Genomic DNA, 24,117 nt, shown 5'->3' with positions numbered 1-24,117 from the left:
GACCAAGGAGGCATCAATGAGCTTTGAGACGATCAAGCGCGACGTGAAGATCTGCATGTTCGACCAGTACGGCACGGTCGTCGACATGCAGGGCGGCCTGACCAGGATCGCGGCGCGGTTCCTCGAGAAGAAGGGCTGGAAGGGCGATCCGGATTCCTTCGTCACGTGGTGGCGTCGCACGCATTTCGAGAACTCGATGATCGATGCGCTGCTGCATCGCGAGCACACGCCCTATCGCGAGATCGGGCACCGCGCGGTTGCCCACGTCATGGACCGAGCGAAGATCGACTATACGATGGACGATGTGCGTTACCTCGTGGGCGAGATCGAGAAGCTGGTGCCGTTTCCGGAGGTGCCGGACGCGCTCGCGCGGCTGCAACGCAAGTACAAGCTCGTCGTGCTCTCGAACGGCGATCCGGACATGCTCGAGACGGCGAAGCAATACCACAAGGTCCCGTTCGATCGCGTGATCTCGGTGGCGGAAGCCAATTCGTTCAAGCCGCATGTCGCGACCTACACCAAAGCGGCCGAGATCATGGGCGTGAAGCCGGCGCAGGTGCTGTTCGTGGCCAATCATGCCTTCGACTGCATCGGCGCCAAGTCCGCCGGCATGCGGACGGCCTTCATCGATCGGCGCAGCCGCCCGTTCGGCATCACGCCGCATCAGCCTGATATCCTGGTGCCGTCGATGAAGGACCTCGCCGATGCGATCGTCTGATCGCGAGCCGCTGTCGGGCATCAGGGTCCTCGACCTCTGCCGAGTGGTCTCTGGCCCGTTTGCCACGATGCAGCTCGGCGATCTCGGCGCCGACATCGTCAAGATCGAGGATCCGCGACAGGGCGACGAGAGCCGCCGCTACGGGCCGCCGTTCATCGGCGGCGAGAGTGCGTATTTTCTGTCGGTGAACCGCAACAAGCGAAGTTGCGCCGTCGATCTGAAGTCGCCGGCCGGGCGCGACGCGGTGCTCGATCTTGCATCCGTCGCCGATGTCGTCATCGAGAACTTCCGCCCCGGTACCCTGGACAAATGGGGGCTCGGCTTCGACGCGCTGCGCGCCCGCAAGGCCGACATCATCCTGTGCAGCATCTCGGGATTCGGTCGCACCGGCGCCGACGCCGCGCGGCCCGGCTACGATCTGATCCTTCAAGGCGAATCCGGCGTGATGGACATCACCGGCGATCCGGACGGACCGCCGACCAAGGTCGGCACGTCGATCGCCGACCTAGTCACGGGCCTCTATGCGTCGCATTCGGTGCTGGCCGCCCTGATGCGCAAGAGCCGCACCGGCGAGGGCGGCCGGGTCGACGTCTCCATGCTCGACGCCATGGCATCGCTGCTGACGTTCAACGCCGGCATGTACTTCGCCTCGGGACAAAGCCCGAAGCGCCGCGGCAATGTCCATCCGACCATCAGCCCGTATGAACCGTTCGAGGCGAGTGACGGCTGGATCAATGTCGGGGTCGCGAACGACAAGTTCTGGGCGGCGTTTTGCGGCGTCGTCGGCCGGCCGGAGCTGCGCGAGGACGGCCGCTTCGCAACAGCTCCGAAGCGTGCGGCGAGCCGCGATGAGCTCGTCGCGATCCTTTCGCCGATCTTTGCCCGGCGAAGTCGCGCCGACTGGCTGCAGGCGCTCGGCGCGGCGGGCATTCCGTGCGGCGCGATCAAGTCGGTCGGCGAGGTCTGCGAAACGCCTCAACTCACGCAGCGCGGAATGGTCCAGACCATCAGCCATCCGGCCGCGGGAGATGTGAAGTTCATCGCGAGGCCGACGCGGTTCGGCGACGAACCGCCGGCGCCGTCCACGCCGCCGCCAATGCTCGGCGAACACACGCGCGAGGTGTTTGCGGAATGGCTCGGCTGGAGCGACGATCGGCTGGAGAGATTCGCCGCCGAGGGCGCGTTCGGCGACTTTGGACGGACGCTCGTGCGATCGTCGATGTGAGGTCACTGGCATTGCCAGGATCGATATCCGGTTTCATACTCTGGCATAGGCCGGAGCCGGCCAGCTAACCTGACGGCGCGGCCAACCCGGAGAATACAAGAGACAATACCGGGTTTCTGAGCGGCGGAGAGACGGCGATGTCGTTTCGTCTCGCATTTGCCTTTGTGTCGATAGCGGCGCTGCTGGTTGATTCGACTGACGCCGTGTCGCAGGACATGCTGCGGAGTGTCGACCTCAACAGTCCGGAAATGACGGCGTCGGAGATGACGCGCGCCGAGGTCGATGCGCTCCTCAAGTCGATCCCTCAAGGGGACGGACGCACTGCAGATTTGGATGGAAAGCGACTGTCGCACCTCGATCTCTCGGGCCTCGACTTCTCCGGCGGCAACCTTCATCTCGTAAAGCTCAACCAGACCAATCTGAAAGGCGCCCGCTTCGATCGGGCTATCTTGAACCAGGCCTGGCTGATCGACGCAGACTTGACGGGGGCGTCCCTCGTCAAGGCATCGCTGCTCGGCACGCAGATGCAACGCGCCAAGCTTGGCGGCGCCGACTTGAGCGGCGCTCGGATAACCGCCGATCTTTCCGGTGCCAGCCTGATCGGGGCCAGGCTTGCGGGCGCCGATCTGAGCGCTGATATGCGCAACCAATCGATGGGCCTGATGCGTGGCGTGCTCAAATCCGCCGATCTGCGGAACGCGGATTTAAGCGGCGCCAATCTCTCGCGCGCCGATCTCGAATTTGCGCAACTGCAGAATGCCAATTTGGCGAACTGCAGCCTCCATAGAGCTGACCTTGCGGGAGCCGACCTATCCGACGCCAATGTCGCCGGCGCAGATTTCACCGAGGCCGACCTTGCGTCGGCCCTGTTGCCGAGCGCGGCGGCGCTGGCCGAGGCCCGCAATCTGGACAAGGCCCGGAACTTGAACTTGGCGCGGCGCCCCCGTTAGGGATCGAATTGCAGTGTCCTGCGACAAGACCTATGTTCTGTCTTGAGAACCACGCAGCCGCTCATCGTGCGGCGGGCAGGACCACGGTGGATGGTTGCATGTCGCACCGGAGGTGACGCCATGACCATTTCTCCCAAACTGCACAATTATCTCGCTGCAGAAAACATCGAGTACGACGAAATCCCGCACGTACTGACGATGTCGTCAGCCCTTACCGCCCAGGCTTGTCACGTCTCGGGCGATCGCTTGGCCAAGGCCATTGTGCTGCGCCGCAACGACGGGTACCTGCTCGCCGTGCTGCCGGCATCGCATCACCTCAGGCTGGCGGATCTCAGGGCGAGATTCGGTGACGATATCGCCATGGCCGCTGAAGGCGAGATCGATCGGCTGTTCACGGACTGTGCGCACGGGGCGGTTCCCGCCGCCGGTAGCTGCTACGGGCTCGACGTTATCGTTGATGACAGCATCCGGATGCAGCCCGAGATCTATATCGAAGCCGGCGATCATGAGACGTTGCTTCATCTCGGTCGTGCGCAATTCGCACGCCTGACCGCCGGTTCCCTGCATGGCAGCTTCAGTGCGCATGACTGAGGCGGCGTGACAGCGGGACCATCTATCTGTGCGCCCCGACTGGAGCATGATCCGGAGGGGTGCGAAGCGGCTCTTCCCCGAGACAAGGGAGGAACGCGCTTGCGCGGAGATCATGCTCAAGCAAGGGGCTCGAGCGCGATAACGCTTCGACCCGGTTTCATCGTGCCTTAAGGCGCAGCACGCATGCAGTCGCGCCAGCTCTGTTGTATAATTGCGAGCGAGGGGGTGCTGCCTTGGACGGGAGGTCCTCCATGAAAGTCAAGGACGTGATGCACAAGGGCGTCGATTGGGTGAGCCCCGACACGCCAATCACCGAAATCGCGAAATTGATGCAAGGGCACGACATCGGCTGCATTCCGATCGGGCAAGACGATCGTCTGATCGGGATGGTGACGGATCGCGACCTCGTCTGCAAAGGTCTCGCGAGCAAGGACTTCAACTCTGCGCGCACCACAGCGCGGGATGTGATGACCGAAGGCATCCACTGCTGCCGGGAAGACGACGATCTGACGAAAGCTATACATCACATGGAAACGCTGAAGATTCGCAGACTGCCTGTGATCAACAAGAGCAAGCGGATGGTTGGCATGATCAGCTTGGGCGATGTAGGCCACTTTGCCGGTGCCGATCTCTTGTCCCAATGCATGAAGAGCGTGTCGGCTCATCATTGAGGCGAGGCCGGTCTGCGGGAAGCTGGCAGACCGGCCAGTATCGTGGTCAACCGGGAAGGCAACCGGTGCCGGCTGTCTCGCAGGCATCGGCCCGAAGCTGGACGGCGATCGGCACAGTTCGATCTCCATCCGATCTGTCGAGGGGCGGATCGCACGACGATCCGCCCGACATCTCGTTAGCGCCCGGTCGATCAACCGAGGTGATGAACCTTCTGCAAGCCGTAGACCGGGGTTGGGATGCCTTCCATCCGCGCCTTCAGTTGCAGCGCCAGATACTGGGAGTAATGCCGCGACTGGTGCAGATTGCCGCCGTGGAACCAAAGTGCCTCCTGCTGGGTCGGCTTCCACATGTTGCGCTGCTCGCCCTCCCACGGGCCGGGGTCCTTGGTGGTGTCGGATCCAAGACCCCAGACCTTGCCGACCTTGTCGGCGACGTTCTTCGAGATCAGGTCGGCGGCCCAACCGTTCATCGAGCCATAGCCGGTGGCATAGACGACGAGATCGGCGGGGAGTTCGCTGCCGTCCACGAACCTGACGCCGGTTTCGGTCAGTTCCCGCACCGCAGCGCCCTTGCCGCTCTTGAGCTTGATCGAACCGTCGATCACGAGATCGCAGGCGCCGACGTCGATGTAATAACCCGAGCCGCGGCGCAGGTACTTCATGAACAGGCCGGAGCCGTCGTCACCCCAGTCATGCATGAAGCCGACTTTGTCCAGCGCGGCGTAGAAATCCTTGTCGCGCTCGCGCATCTGCTCGTAGAGCGGGATCTGGAATTCATGCATGATCTTGTAGGGTAGCGAGGCGAAGATCAGGTCGGCCTTGCGTGTGGTCACTCCGCTCGCCACCGCCTGCTCCGAATAGAGCGCGCCGAGTCCGATATCCATCAGCGTGTCGGACTTCACGATATGCGTGGATGAGCGCTGCACCATGGTGACGTCGGCACCACCTTCCCACAGCGCCGCGCAAATGTCGTGGGCTGAGTTGTTGGAGCCGATCACCACCACCTTCTTGCCGCGATACTTCTCCGGCCCCGGGTGGGTCGAGGAATGCTGCTGCTCACCCTTGAAGATGTCCTGCCCCCTGTAGGTGGGCCAATTCGCCTTGCCCGACATGCCGGTCGCCAGCACGAGCTGCTTCGGCTTGAGCGTGATCTCCTTGCCGTCGCGCTCGACCACGACGGTCCATTCCCCGGCCTTCTCGTCATACTTGGCCGACTTCGCCGTGGTTGAGCTCCAGTAGTTGAGCTCCATCACCTTCGTGTACATCTCCAGCCAGTCGCCGATCTTGTCCTTCGGCGCGAACACCGGCCAGTTCTTCGGGAAGTCGATATAAGGCAGATGGTCGTACCAGACCGGATCGTGCAGGCAGAGCGACTTGTATCGCTTGCGCCAGGAATCGCCGGCGCGTTCGTTCGTCTCGATGATGATGGTCGGCACGTTCAGTTGCCGCAGCCGCGCGCCAAGCGCGATGCCGCCCTGCCCACCGCCGATGATCAGCGCATAGGGTTGTTTTGCATGACCCAGTTCGGTGATTTCCTGGTCGCGTTCCTCGCGCCAGCTCTTACGGTCCTTGCCATGGCCGTGCTTGGCGCCGAGCGGACGGGTGAAGCCGGACTTCTCCTCATGTCCCTTGAGCTCGGCCATGGTGGTGAGCAAGGTCCAGATGCGTCCATCCTTCATGCGCAGGTGACCATAGCCGCGCGCGACATCGGTCTCGAACTCGATCCAGCTCTCGATGATGCCGCCGGCTTCGCTCGCAACTTCGCCATCGGCAATGCGCCATCCCGACGGTTTGCTGTCCGCAAGCCGCGCCTTCAGCATGTCGCGGATCTGATCCTTGCCTTCCATGGTCTTGATGTTCCAGGTGAAGGTGACCAGATCGCGCCAGTAGCAATTGGTCTGGAACAGCGCGATCGCGCGTTCGATGTCACCCGACGACAATGCGACGTTGAACTCGTCGAGCAGCGCGGTGATCTTTCCGTCCGGGGCCTTCGTGAGCATGGTTTCATTCTCCCATATGCCGGCGTCGATCGCCTTTGCGTCGTGGGTCCGGCGCGTTTGTTAGCGAGGTCGGATCTTGCCTCGACCACCATGTCAGCAAGCCTCATGCCACCGCGGCGAATCTCGAAAACGCTCGGCATTTCCTCGCGTTAACAGCCAAGGCGAGGCTGCCTCACTTGTTGCGCCATGCAACAGGTGTTGCACGCAACAAACTTGATCGGCGGCACAATCCGAGTGACACTTGAAGCAACAACGTGCGGGGAAACATCCAGGAGCATCAGCCGTGACGACGGAGCGGGCTGCGCACATCGACGAGTTGGTTCGCGTTGCGGACGGCCAGACCAGCGCGCGTGACGCAATCATCCATCAGTCGTGGGTACGATGCGTCTCCGAACACAAGCTCGATCCGTTGGTGCTGCGCGACGCTCATATCGTGACATCCGGGCGGCTGCGCGAGCATCGCGACGCCATGGACGAGTTCCTCCACACGGCGCGCTTCGGCGTCGAGATGCTGTATCGTCAGATCGCCGGACTCGGCTACGTGCTGCTGCTCACCGATGCCAGGGGCATCACGGTGGATTTCATCGGGGATCCGACATTCAACAACACGCTTCGCAGGGCCGGCCTCTATCTCGGCGCCGACTGGAACGAGCCGCATGCCGGCACTTGCGCGGTCGGCACCTGCATCGCGACCGAAGAAGCCCTGACGGTGCATCAATCCGACCATTTCGACGCCACCCATATTCCGCTGACCTGCACGGCCGCGCCGGTCTTCGATCCCAGCGGCAAGCTCGCTGCGGTCTTGGATATCTCCGCGCTGCGCTCGCCGGAACCGAAGGCCAGCCAGTTCCTGGCGCTGCAACTGGTCAAGTCGTTCGCCCACAAGATCGAGAATGCGAACCTGCTGAACCGTTTCCGGCAGGAATGGATCATCAAGCTGTCCGGCTCCGCGGAATTCGCCGATGTCGATCCGGATTATGTGATGGCCGTCGATAGCAGCGGCCACATCATCGGTTTCAACAACCGCGCAAGGCAGCTGCTCGCCCGCGAACTGGCCAAGCGTCCGGACCTTCGCCTGCGGGCCGACGGCTTCGGCGTGTCCGACATCTTCGAATGCACCATCGACGATCTGCCGCGCTTCGCCCACTCGCGGCCCACCGGCCAACGCACGCTGCGGCTTGCCAACAGCGGCGCGACGCTGTTCGCGCAGACCTTGCCGCCCCCGAACAAGCTGGCGGCACCGGCCTCCTCCCGCAGCGAGTCGGCGCTTCCGGCGCCGTTACGCAACCTGTTCCGCGGCGATCCCGCCATGCATTACGTGGTGACGCGCGCCGCCAAGCTCATCAACACCCAGATGGGCTTGCTCATCACCGGCGAAACCGGCACCGGCAAGGAGCACCTGACGAAGGCGCTGCATTCGGTCAGTGCGCGGGCAGGCAGGCCGTTCGTCGCGGTCAACTGCGCCGCGCTGCCGGAAAGCCTGATCGAGAGCGAGCTGTTCGGCCACGAGGCGGGCGCCTTCACCGGAGCGGCGGCCAAGGGCAAGAAGGGTCTCGTGCTCGAAGCCGACGGCGGCACCCTGTTCCTTGACGAGATCGGCGACATGCCGATCTCGTCGCAGACGCGCCTGTTGCGCGTGCTCGCCGAGCGCGAGGTGACACCGGTCGGCCGCACCCGGCCGGTCCCGCTCAATGTCCGCGTCATCGCTGCCACCCATCGCGACCTCGTCGCGCTGGTGAAGGCGGGGCAGTTCCGCGAGGATCTCTATTTCCGCCTCAACGGCGCGGTGCTTGCGCTGCCTCCGCTGCGTCAGCGCACCGATATCGAGTGGCTGATCGATCAATCCCTGCATCGGCTTTCGACGGAGCACAAGGCCAACTATGCGCTGACGGCAAGCGCGCGCAGCGCGCTGCTCAAGTACCAATGGCCTGGCAACATCCGCGAGCTGATCAACGCGCTCGATCATGGTTGCGCGCTGTCGAACGACGGCACGATCGATCTTGCCGATTTGCCGGACCGGATCGCTCATCCCCTGGGTCAGGAGCCGGCACGTGGCAGAGCGGCGACGTCGCGGCAAGCCGATGCGCTACTTGCGGCGTTGCGCAACACTCGCTGGAATGTCTCGCAGGTGGCACGCGAACGCGGCGTCGATCGTTCGACCATCCATCGCCAGATTGTCCGCTTCGGCATCACGATGCCGAAAGACCTGACCTGAGTGCAGTCGCTGCCCGCCGTCGCTGACCGCCACCGTCAGATACGACATCCCTGCCGAACGGTGGCACGAACCCATACATAATTGAAATTGCATGTGATTTTTCCTGCCCCAGGCGTTCGGCCGCCGTCTTCGGCCCAGCCGCCGTCGCAAGCGAAATTAAGCACGCCTCACGACAGCGTGCGCCGTTCGCTGCGGGATCGTAGTATTGTCGTCGGCAGCCGTCGAAGCTAGGATTTCGCGTGGCATTCGATCGCGACGCACGAAGAGATGCACTCCAGAATCAAGCGGATGGTCGCGGCTGCGATCGGACGGCACGGCAAATGGAGGACATTATGGCGTGGCGTGACGACAAGGCCCGGGCAGCCCTGATCCGCGATGCAGCGGGCAGCGTGCCAGCGGGCAAGAGCCCCCGGGCCTTTGCCGAGCCCTTGTTCGGCTACACCAATATCGAGGATCTCGCCAATTACGATGCCGCCTCGCTTGCCCAACTGGCGGAGCAAGCCTGGGAGCACGTGCAGCGGCGCACGGCCGGCAGCGCCGATATCCGCGTCGTCAATCCGACGTTGCCGAACGGGCGCGAGATTTCCGTGCTCGAAATTCTCAACGACAACATGCCTTTCCTGTTCGATTCCACCATGGCGGAGCTCGCCGAGCAGGGCCTCGAGGTCACCCTGGTCGCTCACCCGATCATCGCGGTGGAGCGCGACGATGGGGGCAAGCTGCTGCGATTCTACGGGGAAGCACTGCCGGACGGAGCAAAGGGCGCCCGCGAAAGCCTGATTCATCTCCACATCACCCGCCTGGATGCGGATTCCGATCGCCAGAAGCTGATCGACGGCCTGACCAGGACGTTGAACAATGTCCGCGCCTGCGTTGCCGACTGGCGCGTCATGCGTGACAGTGTCGAGGAAGCGATCAAGACGTTCTCTTCCAATCCGCCGCCGCTGCCGATCGACGAACTCGCCGAAGCCAATCAGTTCCTGCAATGGCTCTGCGCGGACAATTTCACTTTCCTCGGCGTGCGCAAATATCGCTTCTCGCCCGATAGCGACGCGTCGGACGACATTACAACCGGCGAAGGCCTCGGCATTCTGCGCGATCCGGACGTGAAGGTCCTGCGTCGCGGCAGCGAAATGGTGGTGATGACACCGGAAATCCGCGAGTTCATGCACGAGCCGACCCTGCTGATCGTCATCAAGGCCAATGTCTCCAGCCGCGTCCATCGCCGCACCCGGATGGATTATGTGGGCATCAAACTCTACTCGCCCGACGGCCGGCTCGAAGGCGAGCTGCGCGTCGTCGGCCTTTTCACCTCGGGCGCCTATACTCGCTCGGTACGGCAGATCCCTTATGTCCGCCACAAGGTTTCGCGGGTGCTGCAGCGCGCGGGCTTCGACCCGAACGGCCATTCCGGCAAGGCGCTGATGCATATTCTCGAAGATTATCCGCGCGACGAGCTGTTCCAGATCGACGTCGACACGCTCTACAACTTCGTCATCGAGATCCTGATCCTCTACGAGCGTCCGCGCGTCCGGGCGCTGCCGCGGGTCGACAAGTTCGATCGCTTTGTCTCCATCCTCACCTTCATTCCGCGCGACAAATACGACACCGACGTCCGCACGCGCGTCGGAACCTTTTTGGCGCAGGCCTACAAAGGGAAGCTGTCCGCCTCCTACGTGTCATTCCCTGAAGGGGCGCTTGCGCGCGTCCACTTCATCATCGGACGCTATGAAGGCAAAACGCCCGTCGTCGACCGCGCCCTGCTCGAAGCCGGGATCAGCGCCATTGCCGCGACCTGGGCCGACAAGCTGAAGGCCGCGCTCACCGCGTCGACCGATGGCATGCGGGCGCGCATGCTCACCAACCGATATGCCCAGGCCTTCAGCGGCGGCTATACCGAGGTGTTCAGCGCGGAACAGGCGATCGCCGATATCACGACCGTCGAAAAGCTGACGCCGGCCCGCCCGGTGACGATTTCGGTTTACCGCATCGAAGGCGACGATCCGAGGCGCTTCGGCCTGAAGGTGTTTTCGGACGCCGTACCGCTGTCGTTGTCCTACCGCGTGCCGGTGATCGAAAATCACGGCCTGCGCGTGGTCAACGAACGCACCTATCAGATCGTGCCCGGTACCAGGGCTGCGCCGGTATGGCTGCACGACATGACGATCGAGACCAGTGACGGCCAGCCCATCGAGATCAACCCGGAATTCAGCCATCGCCTGGAAGCCTCGATCATGGCGGTGGTGACCGATCGCGCCGAATCCGACGGATATAACGGCCTGATCCTGCGCACCGCCCTAAGTTGGCGGGAAGTCTCGACCATCCGGGCGCTGTCGCGTTATTTGCACCAGATCCGCGCTCCGTTCACCCAGGATTACATGTGGGAGACCTTGCGCAAGAACGCCGCGATCACGGCCAGCCTGGTCGCGATGTTCCAGACCCGCCTCGATCCGCGCCTCGCCTTGACGGACGCCGAGCGCGCGGCGCGCGAGACGGCTTTGCTTGCCGAGGTCGAGGAACAGCTCAAATCCGTCGCCTCGCTCGATGAAGACCGCATCCTGCGCCGCTTCACCAATCTGGTGCAGGCTACCGTTCGCACCAATCTGTGGCAGATCGGCGAGGATGGACACCCGCGTCCGGTGATCTCCTTCAAGTTCGAGGCGCGCCGGATCGACGACTTGCCCGCTCCACGACCGCTCTACGAGATCTTCGTCTATTCCCCTCGTGTCGAAGGTATCCACCTGCGCTTCGGCAAGGTTGCGCGCGGTGGCTTGCGCTGGTCCGACCGGCCGCAGGATTTCCGCACCGAGATCCTCGGCCTGGTGAAAGCGCAGCAGGTCAAGAACGCCGTGATCGTGCCGGTCGGAGCCAAGGGCGGCTTCGTGCCCAAGCGCCTGCCGTCGCCTTCCAAGCGCGACGCCTGGCTCGCGGAGGGCACCGAAAGCTATCGCATCTTCGTTCGCTCGCTGCTCGAACTCACCGACAATCTCGACGGCGACATCGTCGTGCCGCCTGAATCCACCGTGCGCCACGACGGCGACGACCCCTACCTCGTCGTCGCCGCCGACAAGGGCACCGCCACCTTCTCCGACGTCGCCAACGCGATCTCGGCCGAGAAGAATCATTGGCTCGGCGATGCCTTCGCATCCGGCGGCAGCCAGGGTTACGATCACAAGAAGATGGGGATCACGGCGCGCGGCGCCTGGACGGCGGTCAAGCGCCACTTCCGCGAGCTCGGCACCGACATTCAGACCATGCCGTTCACCGTGGTCGGCGTCGGCGACATGTCGGGCGACGTTTTCGGCAATGGCATGCTGCTCTCGCCGGCGACAAGGCTTGTGGCGGCTTTCGATCATCGCGACATCTTCATCGATCCTTCGCCCGATCCATCGACCAGCTTCGCCGAGCGCAAGCGCCTGTTCGATCTGCCGCGATCGAGCTGGCAGGACTACAACAAGTCGCTGATCTCGCAGGGCGGCGGCGTGTTCTCGCGCTCGCTCAAGGCGATCCCGCTTGCGCCGGAGGTGCGCACGCTGCTCGATCTCGACAAGCCGCAAGCCACGCCTTTCGAGGTGATGACGGCGATCCTGAAGGCTCGCGCGGACCTGCTGTGGTTTGGCGGCATCGGCACCTATGTCCGCTCCTCCGGGGAAAGCGACGATCAGGTCGGGGACCGCGCCAACGATCCGATCCGCATCGCGGGTGGCGACGTGCGCGCCCGGGTGATCGGCGAAGGGGCCAACCTCGGCGTTACCCAGCGCGGCCGCATCGAAGCGGCGCAGAAGGGCGTCAAGCTCAACACCGACGCCATCGACAATTCGGCCGGCGTGAACACGTCCGACGTCGAGGTCAACATCAAGATCGCGCTGGCGCGTCCCGAACGCGAGGGACGCCTCAGTCCCACTGACCGCAACAGCCTGCTTGCCGCGATGACCGACGAGGTCGGCGTGCTGGTGCTGCGCAACAACTATCTGCAGACGCTGGCGCTCTCGCTGGCCGAGCGCAAGGGTGTGGCAGAGACCGGTTTTCTCACCCGTCTGATGCAATCGCTCGAACAGCGCGGCTTGCTTAGCCGCGCTGTTGAGTTCTTGCCCGACGACGCAGCGCTTACCGAGCGCACACGGCGCGGCCAGTCCCTCGCGCGGCCCGAGCTTGCCGTGCTGCTCGCCTACGCCAAACTGACCCTCTACGATGACCTGCTCGTCACCAGCGTGCCCGATGACCCCTATCTTGCCCGCGAACTATCCCAGTATTTTCCGCGCGAGGTTCAGGACAAATTCCCGACCGCGGCCGGATTGCATCGCCTGCGGCGGGAGATCATCGCGACCAGTCTCGCCAATGCGGTGATCAATCGCGGCGGCCCGGCCTGCGTCGTGCGACTGATCGACGAGACCGACGCCGATATCCCGACCATCGTCATGGCCTATGTGGCGGTCGATGAATGCTTCGGCCTGAAGTGGCTCAATGACGCGATCGACGCGCTCGACGCCTGCATCGACGGGCAGCTGCAGCTGTCCCTCTACGCTTCGGTGCAGGACCTCCTGCTCTCCCGCATGGTCTGGTACGTGCGCAATGTCGATTTCAAGGACGGGCTGGAGGCCGTCGTCGCGCGCTTCGGCCCGGCGATCCGCCAGATCGTTGCCGGCCTCGACACTGCCTTGCCGCCGGACTTGCAAGCCGCGCGCGTCAAGCGGCGGCAGGAACTCGCCGACGCCGGTGTCCCGGCCGGCCTCGCCGGCGAGCTCGCCGATCTTGACGCTTTGGTCTCGGCTCCCGACATCGTGACGGTTGCCGAGCGCACCGGGCGCCCCATCGGCGATGCCGCCGCAACCTTCTACGCTGCCGAGGCGAATTTCCGTCTCGATCGCATCATCGCCGCCGCACGCAGTGTGCCGGCCAACGATTATTTCGAACGCATGGCCATCGATCGCGCCGTCGAGCAGATCGCCGGCGCCGAAAGGAGACTGGCCGCCGATATGCTGGCAACCGGCCAGTCTGGCCAGCAGGCCGTCGAGACCTGGCTCGCGGCTCACCCCGAGGCGACGCGTATCCGCCGCTCGGTCGAGGAGATCGCTGCCAGCGGCCTGACCCTCGCCAAGCTGACGGTGGCGGCGAACCTGCTGGGGGACTTGGTCAAGGCCTGACGGCGTGTGAGGCAGCGATGTGAGAAGCGCGATGCTGGCGCAGGTCGTTAGCCGGCAAACGGAGGAATCCAATGATCCACGCCACTTGTCATACCGCCGACAATGTTCGCTGCATCGAGTTCGATGCCACACCGTGGTTCAGCGAGGCTGACGCTCCGAGCATTATCGATTTGGCCCAACGAGGATGGACCAGCACTGCGATTGCAGATTCCCTCGAGCGCAGACAAGGATATGAACGTCTGCACGACCTCGTTGAGTATGCGGCGAAGCGACTGCAACTGGAATCTCTGGAGGACCCAACCTGGGAAACCTTCGAGTGTGTCGTCGATGGATCCGAGGCCGTCGCCTGGCTCGAGAAAAACCGGCCCAACGTTGTGGAAAGAATCCCCTAAGCTGGGGGAATCGCAGCAAAGGCTACAATTGAACGGCGGCGAACGAAGCGGAAATGGCGCACCCGACACGATTCGAACGTGTGACCTTTGCCTTCGGAGGGCAACGCTCTATCCAGCTGAGCTACGGGTGCGTGCAGGGGTTCATTTAGCTGATTGGCTCCGCGTCGGCAACGGCGTTGTCCAACTGGTTAAGGGCTGTAAACTGCCTCCCGACAATATGACAGGCCGCGAAAAAAGGCCGTCTTTCGAGGGAGTTTGCCCATGCGTCCGCTGGAATTCGGCTGGTATCTGCCCACGCATGGCGACACCACGGCCTATGGGCTGATGGAGGCCCAGATCGCCGGTTCGCCGGAACTCTGCGAGCGCGTGGTCGCGGCCGCTGAGGACGCCGGCTTCGAGTATCTGCTGATCCCGGTAGGCTCGGTGTGCTGGGAGGCCTGGATCACGGGCGCCTTCATGGCGGCGCGCTCCAGCCGGATCAAGCCGCTGATTGCGGCGCGGCCCGGCTATATCAACCCGGTGCTGATGGCAAAGATGATCTCGACCTTCGACCAGATGTCGGGCGGGCGGATCTGCATCAATCTGATCGCCGGCCAGAACGAGAGCGAGGTCGAGGCCGAGGGCGTGCGTCAGCCCAAAGAAGAGCGCTACGCGCTGATGGAGGAGGAGGTCTCGATCCTCAAGGCGCTGTGGACGACGCGCGGCCCGGTCCATTTCCAGGGCAGGTTTCACACGATCTCCGGCGCGCATATCAGGCCGCGTCCGTTGCAGCAGCCGTTTCCGAAATTCTATCTCGGCGGCGGCTCGCGGCAGGCCTGGGAGGTGTCGGCGAAGCATTCCGACGTCCATCTGTTCTGGGGCGACCTGCCGGAGCGCATCGCGGAGAATATCGCCGAGATTCGGCGGATGGCGCGGGCGCATGACCGCGAGGATGCGATCGGCTTCGGCATGCGGCTGCAGGTAATCTGCCGCGAGAACGAGACAGATGCCTGGGAGGCGGCCGACCAGCTGGTGCGCCACGCCACCGAGCGGCAGAAGCAGGAGATGAAGACGCTTTACAATCGCTCGGAGGCCAACCAGCGCGTGCAGCAGCTCGCGCGCGACTACGGCGATCTCCTGATGCCGCATCTGTGGACCGGCATCACCAAGGTGCGGCCCGGCGCCGGCATCGCGGTGGTCGGCGATCCCGCGCAATGCGCCGCGACCTTGCAGCAGTTCATCGATGCCGGTTGCCACTCCTTCTGCCTGTCCGGTTATCTGCACGACGAGGAGGCCGAGCGGTTCGGCCGCCTGATCCGCCCGATCCTCGCCGCCAACAATCATGGACGGCTCGTGGCCTGAGGCGCGGGTGCGGAAGCTTTCCGAAAATTCACGGGTGAATCTGCGCCTGACGCGCCATGATCCAGCCGAGCTCGCGGCAGCAACGGAGTCGAACCATGCATCACCGGGCCTGGCTTGCGGCCGCGGCATTGCTCGTCGTGGCGGCGGCGCACGTACCCGCGGCGTCCGCGACGCAGGCACAGACCGAGCGCGACCGGAAACCGGTCAAGGAGATCGCCAATGCGCGGATTGCCGTCGGCAAAGCGAGCTTTCCGCTCTACCTCTCGGCCGACTGGTCCAACCCGCTGCCGGATGTTACGCGCGCGGTGCTCGTGCTGCATGGCGTGCTGCGCAATGCCGACGACTATTTTCGCGCGGCGCTGAGCGCGCAGGCCGCGGCCGGCGATGCCGGCGAGCATGCGCTGATGATCGCGCCGCAATTCCTGATCGAGTCCGACGTCGAGGCCTTCAAGCTGCCGGCGGAGACGCTGCGCTGGAGCCTCTATGGCTGGCAGGGCGGCGAGCCTGCGCTCGCGCCGAGCGCGGCGAGCTCGTTCGAGGCGCTCGACACCATCCTGGCGAAGCTCGGCGACCGCAAGCTGTTTCCGAACCTGCAGCAGGTCGTCGTGTTCGGTCATTCCGGCGGCGGCCAGGTGGTGCAGCGCTATGCGATCGCGGTGAAGGGCGACCAGGCGCTGCTGCGCGAGGGCATCGGCGTGCGCTATGTGGTCGCCAATCCGTCCTCCTACGCCTATTTCACCAAGGAGCGGCCGGAGCCCGCGATCGCGGCGAACTGCCATGGCTATAACAGCTGGAAATTCGGTATGGACGACCGCCCGCCCTATCTTGCCGAGCCTTCGCCGGCTGCGCTGGAGCAGGCCTATGTCGCGCGCCGCGTGATCTATCTGCTCGGAACGCTCGACACCAACCCCAATCATCCCGCGCTCGACAAATCCTGCATGGCGGAGGCCGAGGGGCCGTACCGTTACGCGCGCGGGCATTCCTATGCCGCCGTGATGCAGGCCCGCGACGGCGGCGCGCCAAACCACAGCGTGTGGGATGTGCCCGGCGTCGGCCATGCGGGCGGCAAGATGCTCAATTCGCCCTGCGGCCTGACCGCCGTATTCGACATCCCCGGCTGCGAAGCAGCGCGCTGAGCCCCCGACACCAGAATTTGTGCGCGGAATCGGTGGCAAGCGGCACAGAGATCGCCTACGCTTGTGCCGCGAATGGAGCAGCACGACCGACAGCTCGATGGAGAACATCATGAGAGCAGGTTTGATCACGCTTCTGACAGCCGGTGCCTTCCTCGGCTTGACCCCGGCCAACGCCGCAGAGGGATGCGGTGACGGTTGCCACAGGACCTCACGAGGTGCCTGCGTGATCGACGGCTGGGGCACCGCCGCGCGGGTCAGGAATGAGTGTCCCGCCACCTCGCGCCCGCGCCCGCCGTGTGGTGGCGCTGGCTTCGTCTGGCGGCGCGACTACCAGGCTTGCAGCCAGACCACGAAGGATTGGCTCTAGTGTGCTGAATGCGAAGTTCGTGCGATTTCGCGGCAGCCACTTTCACGAACTTCGCATTCATAAAGCACACTAGAATCATAAGTTTGCTAGTGTCCTTATCGAATCCGAAGTTCGCTCCGAAGGTGCGGCAAATGATGCGAACTTCGGATTCGGGACACTAGCCGTCGACGGCCTGGCCAGCGTCACGCCGGCACGATCACCTTGCCGATCGGCCACAGCGCGATGCCGGCAAGCTTGAGATGCGCCCAGGCGAACGGGATGCCGATGATGGTCACCGCCAGCAGGATCGCGGTGATCACATGGCCGATCGCGAGCCACCAGCCGGCCAGGATGAACCAGATCAGATTGCCGATCACGCCGAGCGGTCCGGTACCGATGTCGGACGTGCCGGTCACCTCATCGCGGCGCACCGCACGCGAGCCGAACGGGAGCAGCGTGTAGACGGCGATGTTGAAGGCGGCGCGCGCCCAGGGCAGCCCGATAATGGTCACAGCCATGATCACGGCGGCGACCAGCCAGCCGAACGCCATCCACGCGCCGCCGATCAGGATCCAGAGGATGTTCAGGAGGATAGATACAGGCTGCATGGCTGACACCTTCGCGCCGCTTGGGACTGCTCTTTATATACGCCGCCGCCCGGCGCTGCGGTAGGTGTGGCCTAACCGCGCGCCTGCCGTGACGAGGCGCTTCACCGGCTGCCGGCGCCGAACGACAGCTGGCACCTCATTGCATCCATCGCGACGGCAACTAATCTCGCGCGACCGGGCAGGGCGCAAAGACGCCTGCACCGAAAAGGGAGAACAACAATGAGAACAATATTCGGAGCAGCGATCTTGGCGGCGCTGGCATTGTCGGTTTCGGCCGTGCGGGCCGAAGACGCCGTGCGCTTCGCGCCGCTGAAGGCGGAGGAGCTGTCGCCGGCGCAAAAGGCCTGGGCCGACATGATCAGCGCGCCGCCGCGCAATGCCAAATTCACCGCGCCGCCCTACCGCGCCTATATCCGCAATCCCGATCTGGCGCCGAAGTTGTCGAACCTGTCGGAGTACCTGCGCTGGAATACCTCGCTGCCGGCACGGCTCAGCGAAATGGCGATCCTGATCACGGCGCGGCACTGGACTGCGCAATATGAATGGTCCGCGCACCATCCGCTGGCGATGAAGGGCGGGCTCGATCCGAAAATCGCGGACGCCATCGCCAAGGGCACGCGGCCCGAGAGCATGAAGGACGACGAGGCCGCGCTGTACGATCTCGGCATCGCGCTCTATCGCGACAAGAAAGTCAGCGACGCTGTCTACAAGGCGGCGCTAGATAAATTCGGCGAGCGCGGCATCACGGATATCATCGCCATCATGGGCTATTACGACATGGTCTCGATGATGCTGATCACGATGCAGGCCGGCCCCGCAAATAACGGCGTGCAGCCGTTGGCGGTGCTGGACAAGTAGCCGCATCTGCAGCGGTCTCAGGTTCTTACCTCTCCCGCCTGCGGGGAAGGTCGACGTGCGCGCAGCGCGCGGCGGGTGGGGGCTCTCTCCCCAGTTTTGACTCGTGGTGAAACCCCTACCCCAACCCTCCGCCGCAAGCGGGAGAGGGAGCGCAGTCACATCGCGCCCTTACCGCCGGAAGCCGCTGGCGCGCGAATAGCCCTGGCGGCCTTCCTGGGCGGGGCGCGCGGCCATGCTGGCGCGCGTTTCGCTGGCGACCGGCGTCGCCGGCTTCAAATCCTCGAGGAAGATCGGCTTGGCGAAGTAATAGCCCTGGGCATAGCGGATCTTGGTCGCCGCCTGCAGATAGGTGAGCTCCTCGTAGGACTCGATACCCTCGGCGATCACGGTCATGCCGAGCGCCTCGCTCAGCGATTCGATCGCGCGCAAGATACCCTGGCTGCGCGGCCGCTGATGGATGTCAGTGATGAAGGAGCGATCGATCTTGATCTCGTCGGCGGTGATATCGGCGAGCGCCGATAGCGACGAATAGCCGATGCCGAAATCGTCGATCGAGATGCCGACGCCGATGCCGCGCAGGATCGGCAGGATCTGGTCCTGGAAATGCGACCGCGTCACGAACGCGTCCTCGGTTACCTCGATCATGAAGCGTTTGGGGAAGCCGGTCTCCTCGAGCGCGCGCGCGAACCGGCGCATGAATTCGAGGTTGGAGGCCTGCTTGGCGGCGACATTGATGCTGATCGTCGCCGTCGGACCGAACGTGTCGTTGATCAGGTCGATCGACTTGACGATCTCCGCCAGCACCAGGAACGTCAGCTCGTCGATCAGGCCGAGCTCGACCGCGAGATCAATGAAGGTGCCCGGCGCCTGGATCACACCCTCGTCGTCGCGCAGCCGCACCAGCGCCTCGATGCCCTTCACCTCCTGGGTGCGGATATCGACCTTGGCCTGGAACGCGCAGCAGAAACGCTTTTCCAGGATCGCCAGCCGCAGCGACTGCTCGATCTTCATCCGCGCCAGCGCCTCGCGCTCCATGCTGTTGTCGAAGAATGCGGTCGAGCCCTTGCCGTTGTTCTTGACGCGGTACATCGCGATGTCGGCGTTCTGGCGCAGCGACTCGTAGCTCCGGCCATGCATCGGATAGAGGCTGACGCCGATCGAGGTCGAGGCGAAGATTTCGGAGTCCTCGATGAAGAACGGCGCCTTCAGCCGCTCCTGCATGACATGGATGAATTCGGCGACCTCGTCATTGCCGCTGATCGGGTTGAGCAGCAGCAGGAATTCGTCGCCGGAGATGCGCGACAGGATATCGGTGTCGCGCAGCGCGTGGCCGAGTCGCTTCGACAGTTCAACGAGCAGCGCATCGCCGATCGCGTGGCCGTAATAGTCATTGATGTGCTTGAAGTTGTCGACGTCGAGGAAGGCGAGCGCGAAATGGCCTTGCGAATCGTCGCGGATCAAGCCGTTGACGCGGTGCTCGATCACCCGGCGGGTCGGCAGGCCGGTCAGCTCGTCGTAATAGGCCGAGCGGAACAGCTGGTCCTCGAACGCCTTCTGCTCGCTGATGTCGGTCGAGGTCGAGATCAGGAGATTGCGACCGGCGATCCGGACCGGCCGGTGCGAGGTCAGGAACACGTATTTGGATGCGCCGCAGGAGAGCGTTTCCTCGAGCACCACCGGACGGCCGCTGCGCAGCAGGTCCAGGTTGGCGGCGTGGCGCTCGTCGACCGGGGACGGCTGGCTCGCGCTGGCGGCCAGCTGCAGCTGGCTCGCGGCTGCTTCATTCACCAGGATGATCTGGCCCTGCTCGTCCTGGACGGTCACTCCCGCCGGAAGGAGTTGGAGAAGGTCGCGCAGGATACGCAATTCATTGCCGGAAATATCGTCTTGGCCGGGCACTGCCGCGCCCGCCTGAAAATCGTGTCTGGTGAGACTGTGCATGCGCCGACCTTGGCAAAGTCCGTTGTAGTTTTGGTTAAGCGGACCTGCGAAATGCCGTGACAGAATGAGACCGCGACGGCTTTCGCAAGCCGTCGCGGCAATCGTCATTAACAGAGTATCAATGTCGGCTGCGACCGCTGCTGAAAGCGATTGCGCAGCGCGCGGTTGCATCAACACATGCGCGTGTGCCGGAAAGCCGACTTATCAACAGCTCGGAAGCTTGCACTGCATGGTGCAGTGAACACCGGTCTTCAGGTAACTGATCTCGGTCTTGCCGTCGAACGGCCGCAGCGCCGACTTGAGCAGCTTGGTGCCGAAGCCGGCTTCGCCGATCGCCTCGACCACCGGTCCCTCGGTCTCGTCCCAGATCACGTTGAGACGTCCGTCGTCGACGGTCCATGACACTTGTAAAAATCCGCGCGGCGAGGAGAAGGCGCCGTATTTTCCGGCGTTGGTTGCGAGCTCATGGAAGATCAGCGCCAGCGAGACGGCGAGCTTGGCGGGCAGGAACAGCTGCTCGCCATTGAGGTTGAACCGCACGTGGCCGTAGGGCCCGAGTTCCGAGCGCAGCAAATCCTTGATATCGCAGCCATAGCCGTCGACCCGCGCGATCAGATCGTCGGTTGCCGAGAGCGCGCGGATGCGATGGTCGATGCGCTGCCAGACATCGGGCCGGTCCTGCAGCGCCTGATGCAGCACGGCGTGAATGGTCGAGGACTTGTTCTTCAGCCGGTGCTGCAATTCGTCGACCACCACCTTGCGGTACTGCTCTTCCTCGATCAGCCGTTTGGAAACTTCGCGCTGCTGTGCGACCAGGGAACGGTAATGCTCGACGCCCCAGATCGCGATGCCGCACACAACCCAGAAGATCATCAGCAGCGCAAAGCGCGCAGGATCGGCGTGCGAGCCGCTGAAATTGAGCACGACGCCGAGCAGGCCGCTCGCCAGCGCGGTCGCGATCCCGATCCGGAAACCGCCAAGGGCGGTGGCAAAGAACACCGCCGGGAAATAGGGCGTGAAGAACACATCCGGCCGGATCTGGGCGAGCCCGAAGCGCGCGGCCGTGGCCAAAACGAGACAAAGCACCGCGAAGGCGACCGCAAGCCGCACCGACGGCTGGGCATCGCCCCGCCAACACGCCCTGAAATCGTCGATCCACTTCGCCATCGGTCGTCCCAGTTCACGTGAACAGGCGACCCAAAATAAGGCCGCTGCGACCGAAAAACCGCAGTTGTGGCCTTCTGGCCACAGGCGGACCTCGCGACCGTGGCGGCTTGCAAGTGCTTGTATTGGCAGCAGGAGCTGGGGAATATCCGCAACATCATACGTAAGTTGAGGGGACCGACATGGGACGGCTGGACGGCAAGGTCGCGGTGATCACAGGGGCGACCAGCGGCATCGGGCTGCGCACGGCGGAGATCTTTGTCGCGGAGGGCGCGAAGGTCGTGATTGCCGGGCGCCGAGCGCCGGAGGGCGAGGCACTGGCGCAACAACTCGGCGAGACCTGCGTGTTCCGTCAGACGGACGTCACGGTCGAGGAACAGATGCAGGCGCTGATCGCGCTTGCGGTCGAGAAGTTCGGCCGGATCGACTGCCTGTTCAACAATGCCGGCGGCCCGGCGCAGACCGGGGGCATCGAAGGCCTCGACGTCGAGCGGTTCGACGCCGCGATGGCGACGCTGGTGCGCAGCGTCATGCTCGGCATGAAGCATGCCGCGCCCTACATGCGCAAACAGGGCTCCGGCAGCATCATCAACAATGGCAGCATCGCCGGACGGCTCGCCGGCTTCTCCTCATCGATGGTCTATGGCGCCGCGAAGGCCGCGGTCATCCATTTCACCAAATGCGTGGCGATGGAGCTCGGCGAGTCCGGCATCCGCGTCAACTCGATCTCGCCCGGCGCGATCGCCACCGGCATTTTCGGCAAGGCGCTCGGATTGTCGACGGAAGCAGCCGAGAAGACCGCAGCCGTGATGCGCGAGGTCTACAAGGCGGCGCAGCCGATCCCGCGCGCCGGACTGCCCGACGACATCGCGCATGCCGCGGTGTTCCTGGCGAGCGACGAATCGAGTTTCATCAACGGCCATGACCTCGTCATCGACGGCGCCATCACCGGCGGCCGCAACTGGAGCCAACAGCAGGCCGGCTACGTCGCGCTGCGCAAGGCGTTCGATCAGGGGGCGGGGTAGCAGCATCCGTCATTGCGCGCGGAGCGACTTGTCCGCTGAATCCTTGGCGAAGGCGGGAGTAATCCATCGCGTGCACTGCCGATTCCTTCAGGGCGAGGAAAAAGTATGAAGCGCGTCTTGATCACGGGCATGTCTGGAACGGGGAAATCGTCCGCGATCGAAGAGTTGGTTGCGCGAGGTCATCAGGCTTACGACCTTGACACACCCGAATGGTCTCACTCGCACGCGGCATGTGCGGGTGATGACGCCGCATTGTTTGGCGTCTTGAAGCGCAAACCATCCCCGCCGTCGTCCCGGCGAAGGCCGGGACCCATTACCCCGATTGGTCATTGTTGAGCGATGCTGGAACGACGAGTCCCGTTCACAACACCCGCCGCGGAGTATGGGTCCCGGCCTTCGCCGGGACGACGGCGGTGGATGTGGCGCGGGCTGGCGTTCTTTCTTCCTCCAGGAAGGGTCGCAAATCACGCCTTCTGTTTCGCCGCGGCCTTCGCAAGATCCGGCGCATTCACCGCGGGGATCGCGACGCGGCCGGGGCCGGTTTGTTGAAGCGCGGCGGCGGCCTTGTCGTTCTGCATGATCTTGGCCATCACAGCCTGGCCGGCGCGTTCGAACACGGCGCGGTTGTCGATCAGGAACTGGCGCGACTTGCGCAGGCCGTCGATATAGCCGTTGATCTCGGGCACGACATAGCGCGCGACCATGTCCCAGCTGCGGCGGGTGTTTTCCGGATTGGCCCAGTCGTGCGCGAAGCCGATGATCGAGCCGACGCCGCCCGACACATCGACCAGATTCTTGATCATCTTGATCAGATCATCCGGCGTGCCGATGGTGGACGCGGCGCCTTCGACGAACGCGGTCTTGTCGACGGCCTCATCGGGCGAGGAGAATGCGGTCAGGCCCGGCCGCATCAGGGTGCCGACGTTATATTCGTTGTGCCAGCGCATCAGCCCGGCGCCGGCCTCGCGCCGCGCCTGCTCGCGGGTCTCGGCGATGTGCCAGGACAGCAGCACGCGCCAGTTGGCGCGGCTCACCGTGGTGCCGGCCTTCTTGGCGGCGTCCTCGGCGAACTGCCATTGCTGCGGCAGCGCCATCAGGCCCTGGGTCGACATCGAGCCCAGCGAGATGATGCCGATGCCGTATTTGCCGGCGAGCGTCATGCCCGACGGCGAGATCTGCGAGGCCACCACGAACGGCATGTCCTCCTGCAGCGGCAGGATCTGCAGCGCGGCGTCGTGCATCTCGAACCAGTCGGTCTTGGCGGTGACGCGCTCGCCGTTGAACAGGCGGCGGATCACCGCGATCGCCTCGTCCTGGCGATCGCGCTGGGTCATCGGGTCGATGCCGAGCGTGTGGGCGTCGGAAGCGAGCGCGCCGGGGCCGGAGCCGAAGATGGCGCGGCCGCCGGTCATGTGGTCGAGCTGCACCATGCGCTGCGCGACGTTGAAGGGGTGGTGATAGGGCAGCGAGACCACGCCGGTGCCGAGCTTGATGCGCTTGGTGCGCTCGCCGGCGGCGGCCAGGAACATTTCCGGCGAGGCGATGGTCTCCCAGCCCGAGGAGTGGTGCTCGCCGCACCAGAATTCGTCGTAACCGAGCGCGTCGAGCTGCTCGACGAAATCGAGGTCGCGGCGGAATTGCAGCATCGGATGCTCGCCGATCGGGTGATGCGGGGCGAGGAAGGCTCCGAACTTGAGGCGCGCCATGGGTCGTTCTCTCCGGACTATTGTTATCGGGGCTTTCCGCCAACCTACGGGGTGGCCCGGGGCAAGGCAATGCTCCGAGGCTGCGG

The 24,117-nt window shown here is 64.1% G+C and carries 18 protein-coding genes and 1 tRNA gene; 13 read left to right on the top strand and 6 right to left on the bottom strand.

Annotated elements, in window-relative coordinates; genetic code table 11:
* Nucleotides 1–16 precede the first annotated feature (16 nt).
* The 5 genes from ACVW1B_RS34015 (at nt 17) to ACVW1B_RS33995 (ending at nt 4,155) form a co-directional block, all read left to right on the top strand.
* Nucleotides 17–718, top strand: coding sequence for a haloacid dehalogenase type II (locus tag ACVW1B_RS34015; protein WP_456822759.1), 702 nt, complete (start codon nt 17–19; stop codon nt 716–718).
* Complete coding sequence (locus ACVW1B_RS34010; RefSeq protein WP_253605940.1) at nt 705–1,943, top strand: CaiB/BaiF CoA transferase family protein; 1,239 nt, start codon at nt 705–707, stop codon at nt 1,941–1,943. The genes ACVW1B_RS34015 and ACVW1B_RS34010 overlap by 14 nt, the downstream gene beginning before the upstream one ends.
* A gap of 137 nt (nt 1,944–2,080) precedes the next feature.
* On the top strand, nt 2,081–2,893 hold the full coding sequence (locus ACVW1B_RS34005) for a pentapeptide repeat-containing protein (protein WP_168856595.1): 813 nt from the start codon (nt 2,081–2,083) through the stop codon (nt 2,891–2,893).
* Nucleotides 2,894–3,013: 120 nt separating this feature from the next.
* On the top strand, nt 3,014–3,484 hold the full coding sequence (locus tag ACVW1B_RS34000; protein ID WP_176937234.1) for an aminoacyl-tRNA deacylase: 471 nt from the start codon (nt 3,014–3,016) through the stop codon (nt 3,482–3,484).
* A 251-nt stretch (nt 3,485–3,735) separates the two neighbouring features.
* Nucleotides 3,736–4,155, top strand: coding sequence for a CBS domain-containing protein (locus ACVW1B_RS33995; RefSeq protein WP_057015376.1), 420 nt, complete (start codon nt 3,736–3,738; stop codon nt 4,153–4,155).
* A gap of 191 nt (nt 4,156–4,346) precedes the next feature.
* On the opposite strand, the gene ACVW1B_RS33990 is transcribed toward ACVW1B_RS33995, so the two are convergent.
* A complete protein-coding gene (locus ACVW1B_RS33990; RefSeq protein ID WP_253605942.1) occupies nt 4,347–6,155 on the bottom strand; it encodes an NAD(P)/FAD-dependent oxidoreductase in 1,809 nt (602 codons plus the stop codon).
* Nucleotides 6,156–6,438: 283 nt separating this feature from the next.
* On the opposite strand from ACVW1B_RS33990, the gene ACVW1B_RS33985 reads away from it, so the two are divergent.
* The 3 genes from ACVW1B_RS33985 to ACVW1B_RS33975 all read left to right on the top strand — a co-directional run bounded on the left by ACVW1B_RS33985 (nt 6,439) and on the right by ACVW1B_RS33975 (nt 13,906).
* On the top strand, nt 6,439–8,370 hold the full coding sequence (locus tag ACVW1B_RS33985) for a sigma-54-dependent Fis family transcriptional regulator (protein WP_253605944.1): 1,932 nt from the start codon (nt 6,439–6,441) through the stop codon (nt 8,368–8,370).
* A gap of 320 nt (nt 8,371–8,690) precedes the next feature.
* Nucleotides 8,691–13,514 carry an NAD-glutamate dehydrogenase gene (locus ACVW1B_RS33980; protein WP_456822758.1) on the top strand — a complete coding sequence of 1,608 codons (4,824 nt, stop codon included), beginning with the start codon at nt 8,691–8,693 and terminating at the stop codon, nt 13,512–13,514.
* A gap of 71 nt (nt 13,515–13,585) precedes the next feature.
* The gene (locus ACVW1B_RS33975) at nt 13,586–13,906 is read left to right on the top strand and encodes a hypothetical protein (protein ID WP_253605948.1); all 321 of its coding nucleotides are present in this window, start codon (nt 13,586–13,588) and stop codon (nt 13,904–13,906) included.
* A gap of 54 nt (nt 13,907–13,960) precedes the next feature.
* Here the strand turns inward: ACVW1B_RS33975 and ACVW1B_RS33970 are convergent.
* Nucleotides 13,961–14,037, bottom strand: a tRNA-Arg gene (locus ACVW1B_RS33970).
* A gap of 130 nt (nt 14,038–14,167) precedes the next feature.
* On the opposite strand from ACVW1B_RS33970, the gene ACVW1B_RS33965 reads away from it, so the two are divergent.
* From ACVW1B_RS33965 to ACVW1B_RS33955, 3 genes are all read left to right on the top strand, one after another.
* Entirely contained in the window at nt 14,168–15,247 is a 1,080-nt protein-coding gene (locus ACVW1B_RS33965; protein ID WP_253605950.1) for an LLM class flavin-dependent oxidoreductase, read from the top strand.
* A gap of 95 nt (nt 15,248–15,342) precedes the next feature.
* Entirely contained in the window at nt 15,343–16,383 is a 1,041-nt protein-coding gene (locus tag ACVW1B_RS33960; RefSeq protein WP_253605951.1) for an alpha/beta hydrolase, read from the top strand.
* Between the two features lie 109 nt (nt 16,384–16,492).
* Entirely contained in the window at nt 16,493–16,750 is a 258-nt protein-coding gene (locus ACVW1B_RS33955) for a GCG_CRPN prefix-to-repeats domain-containing protein (protein ID WP_156436045.1), read from the top strand.
* Nucleotides 16,751–16,932: 182 nt separating this feature from the next.
* Here the strand turns inward: ACVW1B_RS33955 and ACVW1B_RS33950 are convergent, their stop codons facing one another.
* A complete protein-coding gene (locus ACVW1B_RS33950) occupies nt 16,933–17,337 on the bottom strand; it encodes a YccF domain-containing protein (protein ID WP_016843571.1) in 405 nt (134 codons plus the stop codon).
* Between the two features lie 219 nt (nt 17,338–17,556).
* On the opposite strand from ACVW1B_RS33950, the gene ACVW1B_RS33945 reads away from it, so the two are divergent.
* A complete protein-coding gene (locus tag ACVW1B_RS33945) occupies nt 17,557–18,195 on the top strand; it encodes a carboxymuconolactone decarboxylase family protein (protein ID WP_253605953.1) in 639 nt (212 codons plus the stop codon).
* Between the two features lie 168 nt (nt 18,196–18,363).
* On the opposite strand, the gene ACVW1B_RS33940 is transcribed toward ACVW1B_RS33945, so the two are convergent.
* Complete coding sequence (locus ACVW1B_RS33940; protein WP_253605954.1) at nt 18,364–20,136, bottom strand: putative bifunctional diguanylate cyclase/phosphodiesterase; 1,773 nt, start codon at nt 20,134–20,136, stop codon at nt 18,364–18,366.
* A 204-nt stretch (nt 20,137–20,340) separates the two neighbouring features.
* Nucleotides 20,341–21,303 carry a sensor histidine kinase gene (locus ACVW1B_RS33935; protein WP_253605956.1) on the bottom strand — a complete coding sequence of 321 codons (963 nt, stop codon included), beginning with the start codon at nt 21,301–21,303 and terminating at the stop codon, nt 20,341–20,343.
* Nucleotides 21,304–21,482: 179 nt separating this feature from the next.
* Here ACVW1B_RS33935 and ACVW1B_RS33930 point away from each other — a divergent pair, with 179 nt between their 5' ends.
* Complete coding sequence (locus tag ACVW1B_RS33930; RefSeq protein ID WP_225648490.1) at nt 21,483–22,325, top strand: SDR family NAD(P)-dependent oxidoreductase; 843 nt, start codon at nt 21,483–21,485, stop codon at nt 22,323–22,325.
* 464 nt (nt 22,326–22,789) lie between these two features.
* On the opposite strand, the gene ACVW1B_RS33925 is transcribed toward ACVW1B_RS33930, so the two are convergent.
* Nucleotides 22,790–24,031: an LLM class flavin-dependent oxidoreductase gene (locus ACVW1B_RS33925; protein ID WP_253605958.1), complete on the bottom strand. Its 1,242-nt coding sequence runs from the start codon at nt 24,029–24,031 to the stop codon at nt 22,790–22,792.
* Nucleotides 24,032–24,117 lie beyond the last annotated feature (86 nt).

This window comes from Bradyrhizobium sp. USDA 4502 (genome assembly GCF_054063355.1).
The sequence above is the reverse complement of the archived record's forward strand: the minus strand, read 5'-3'. Positions and strand labels throughout refer to the sequence as shown.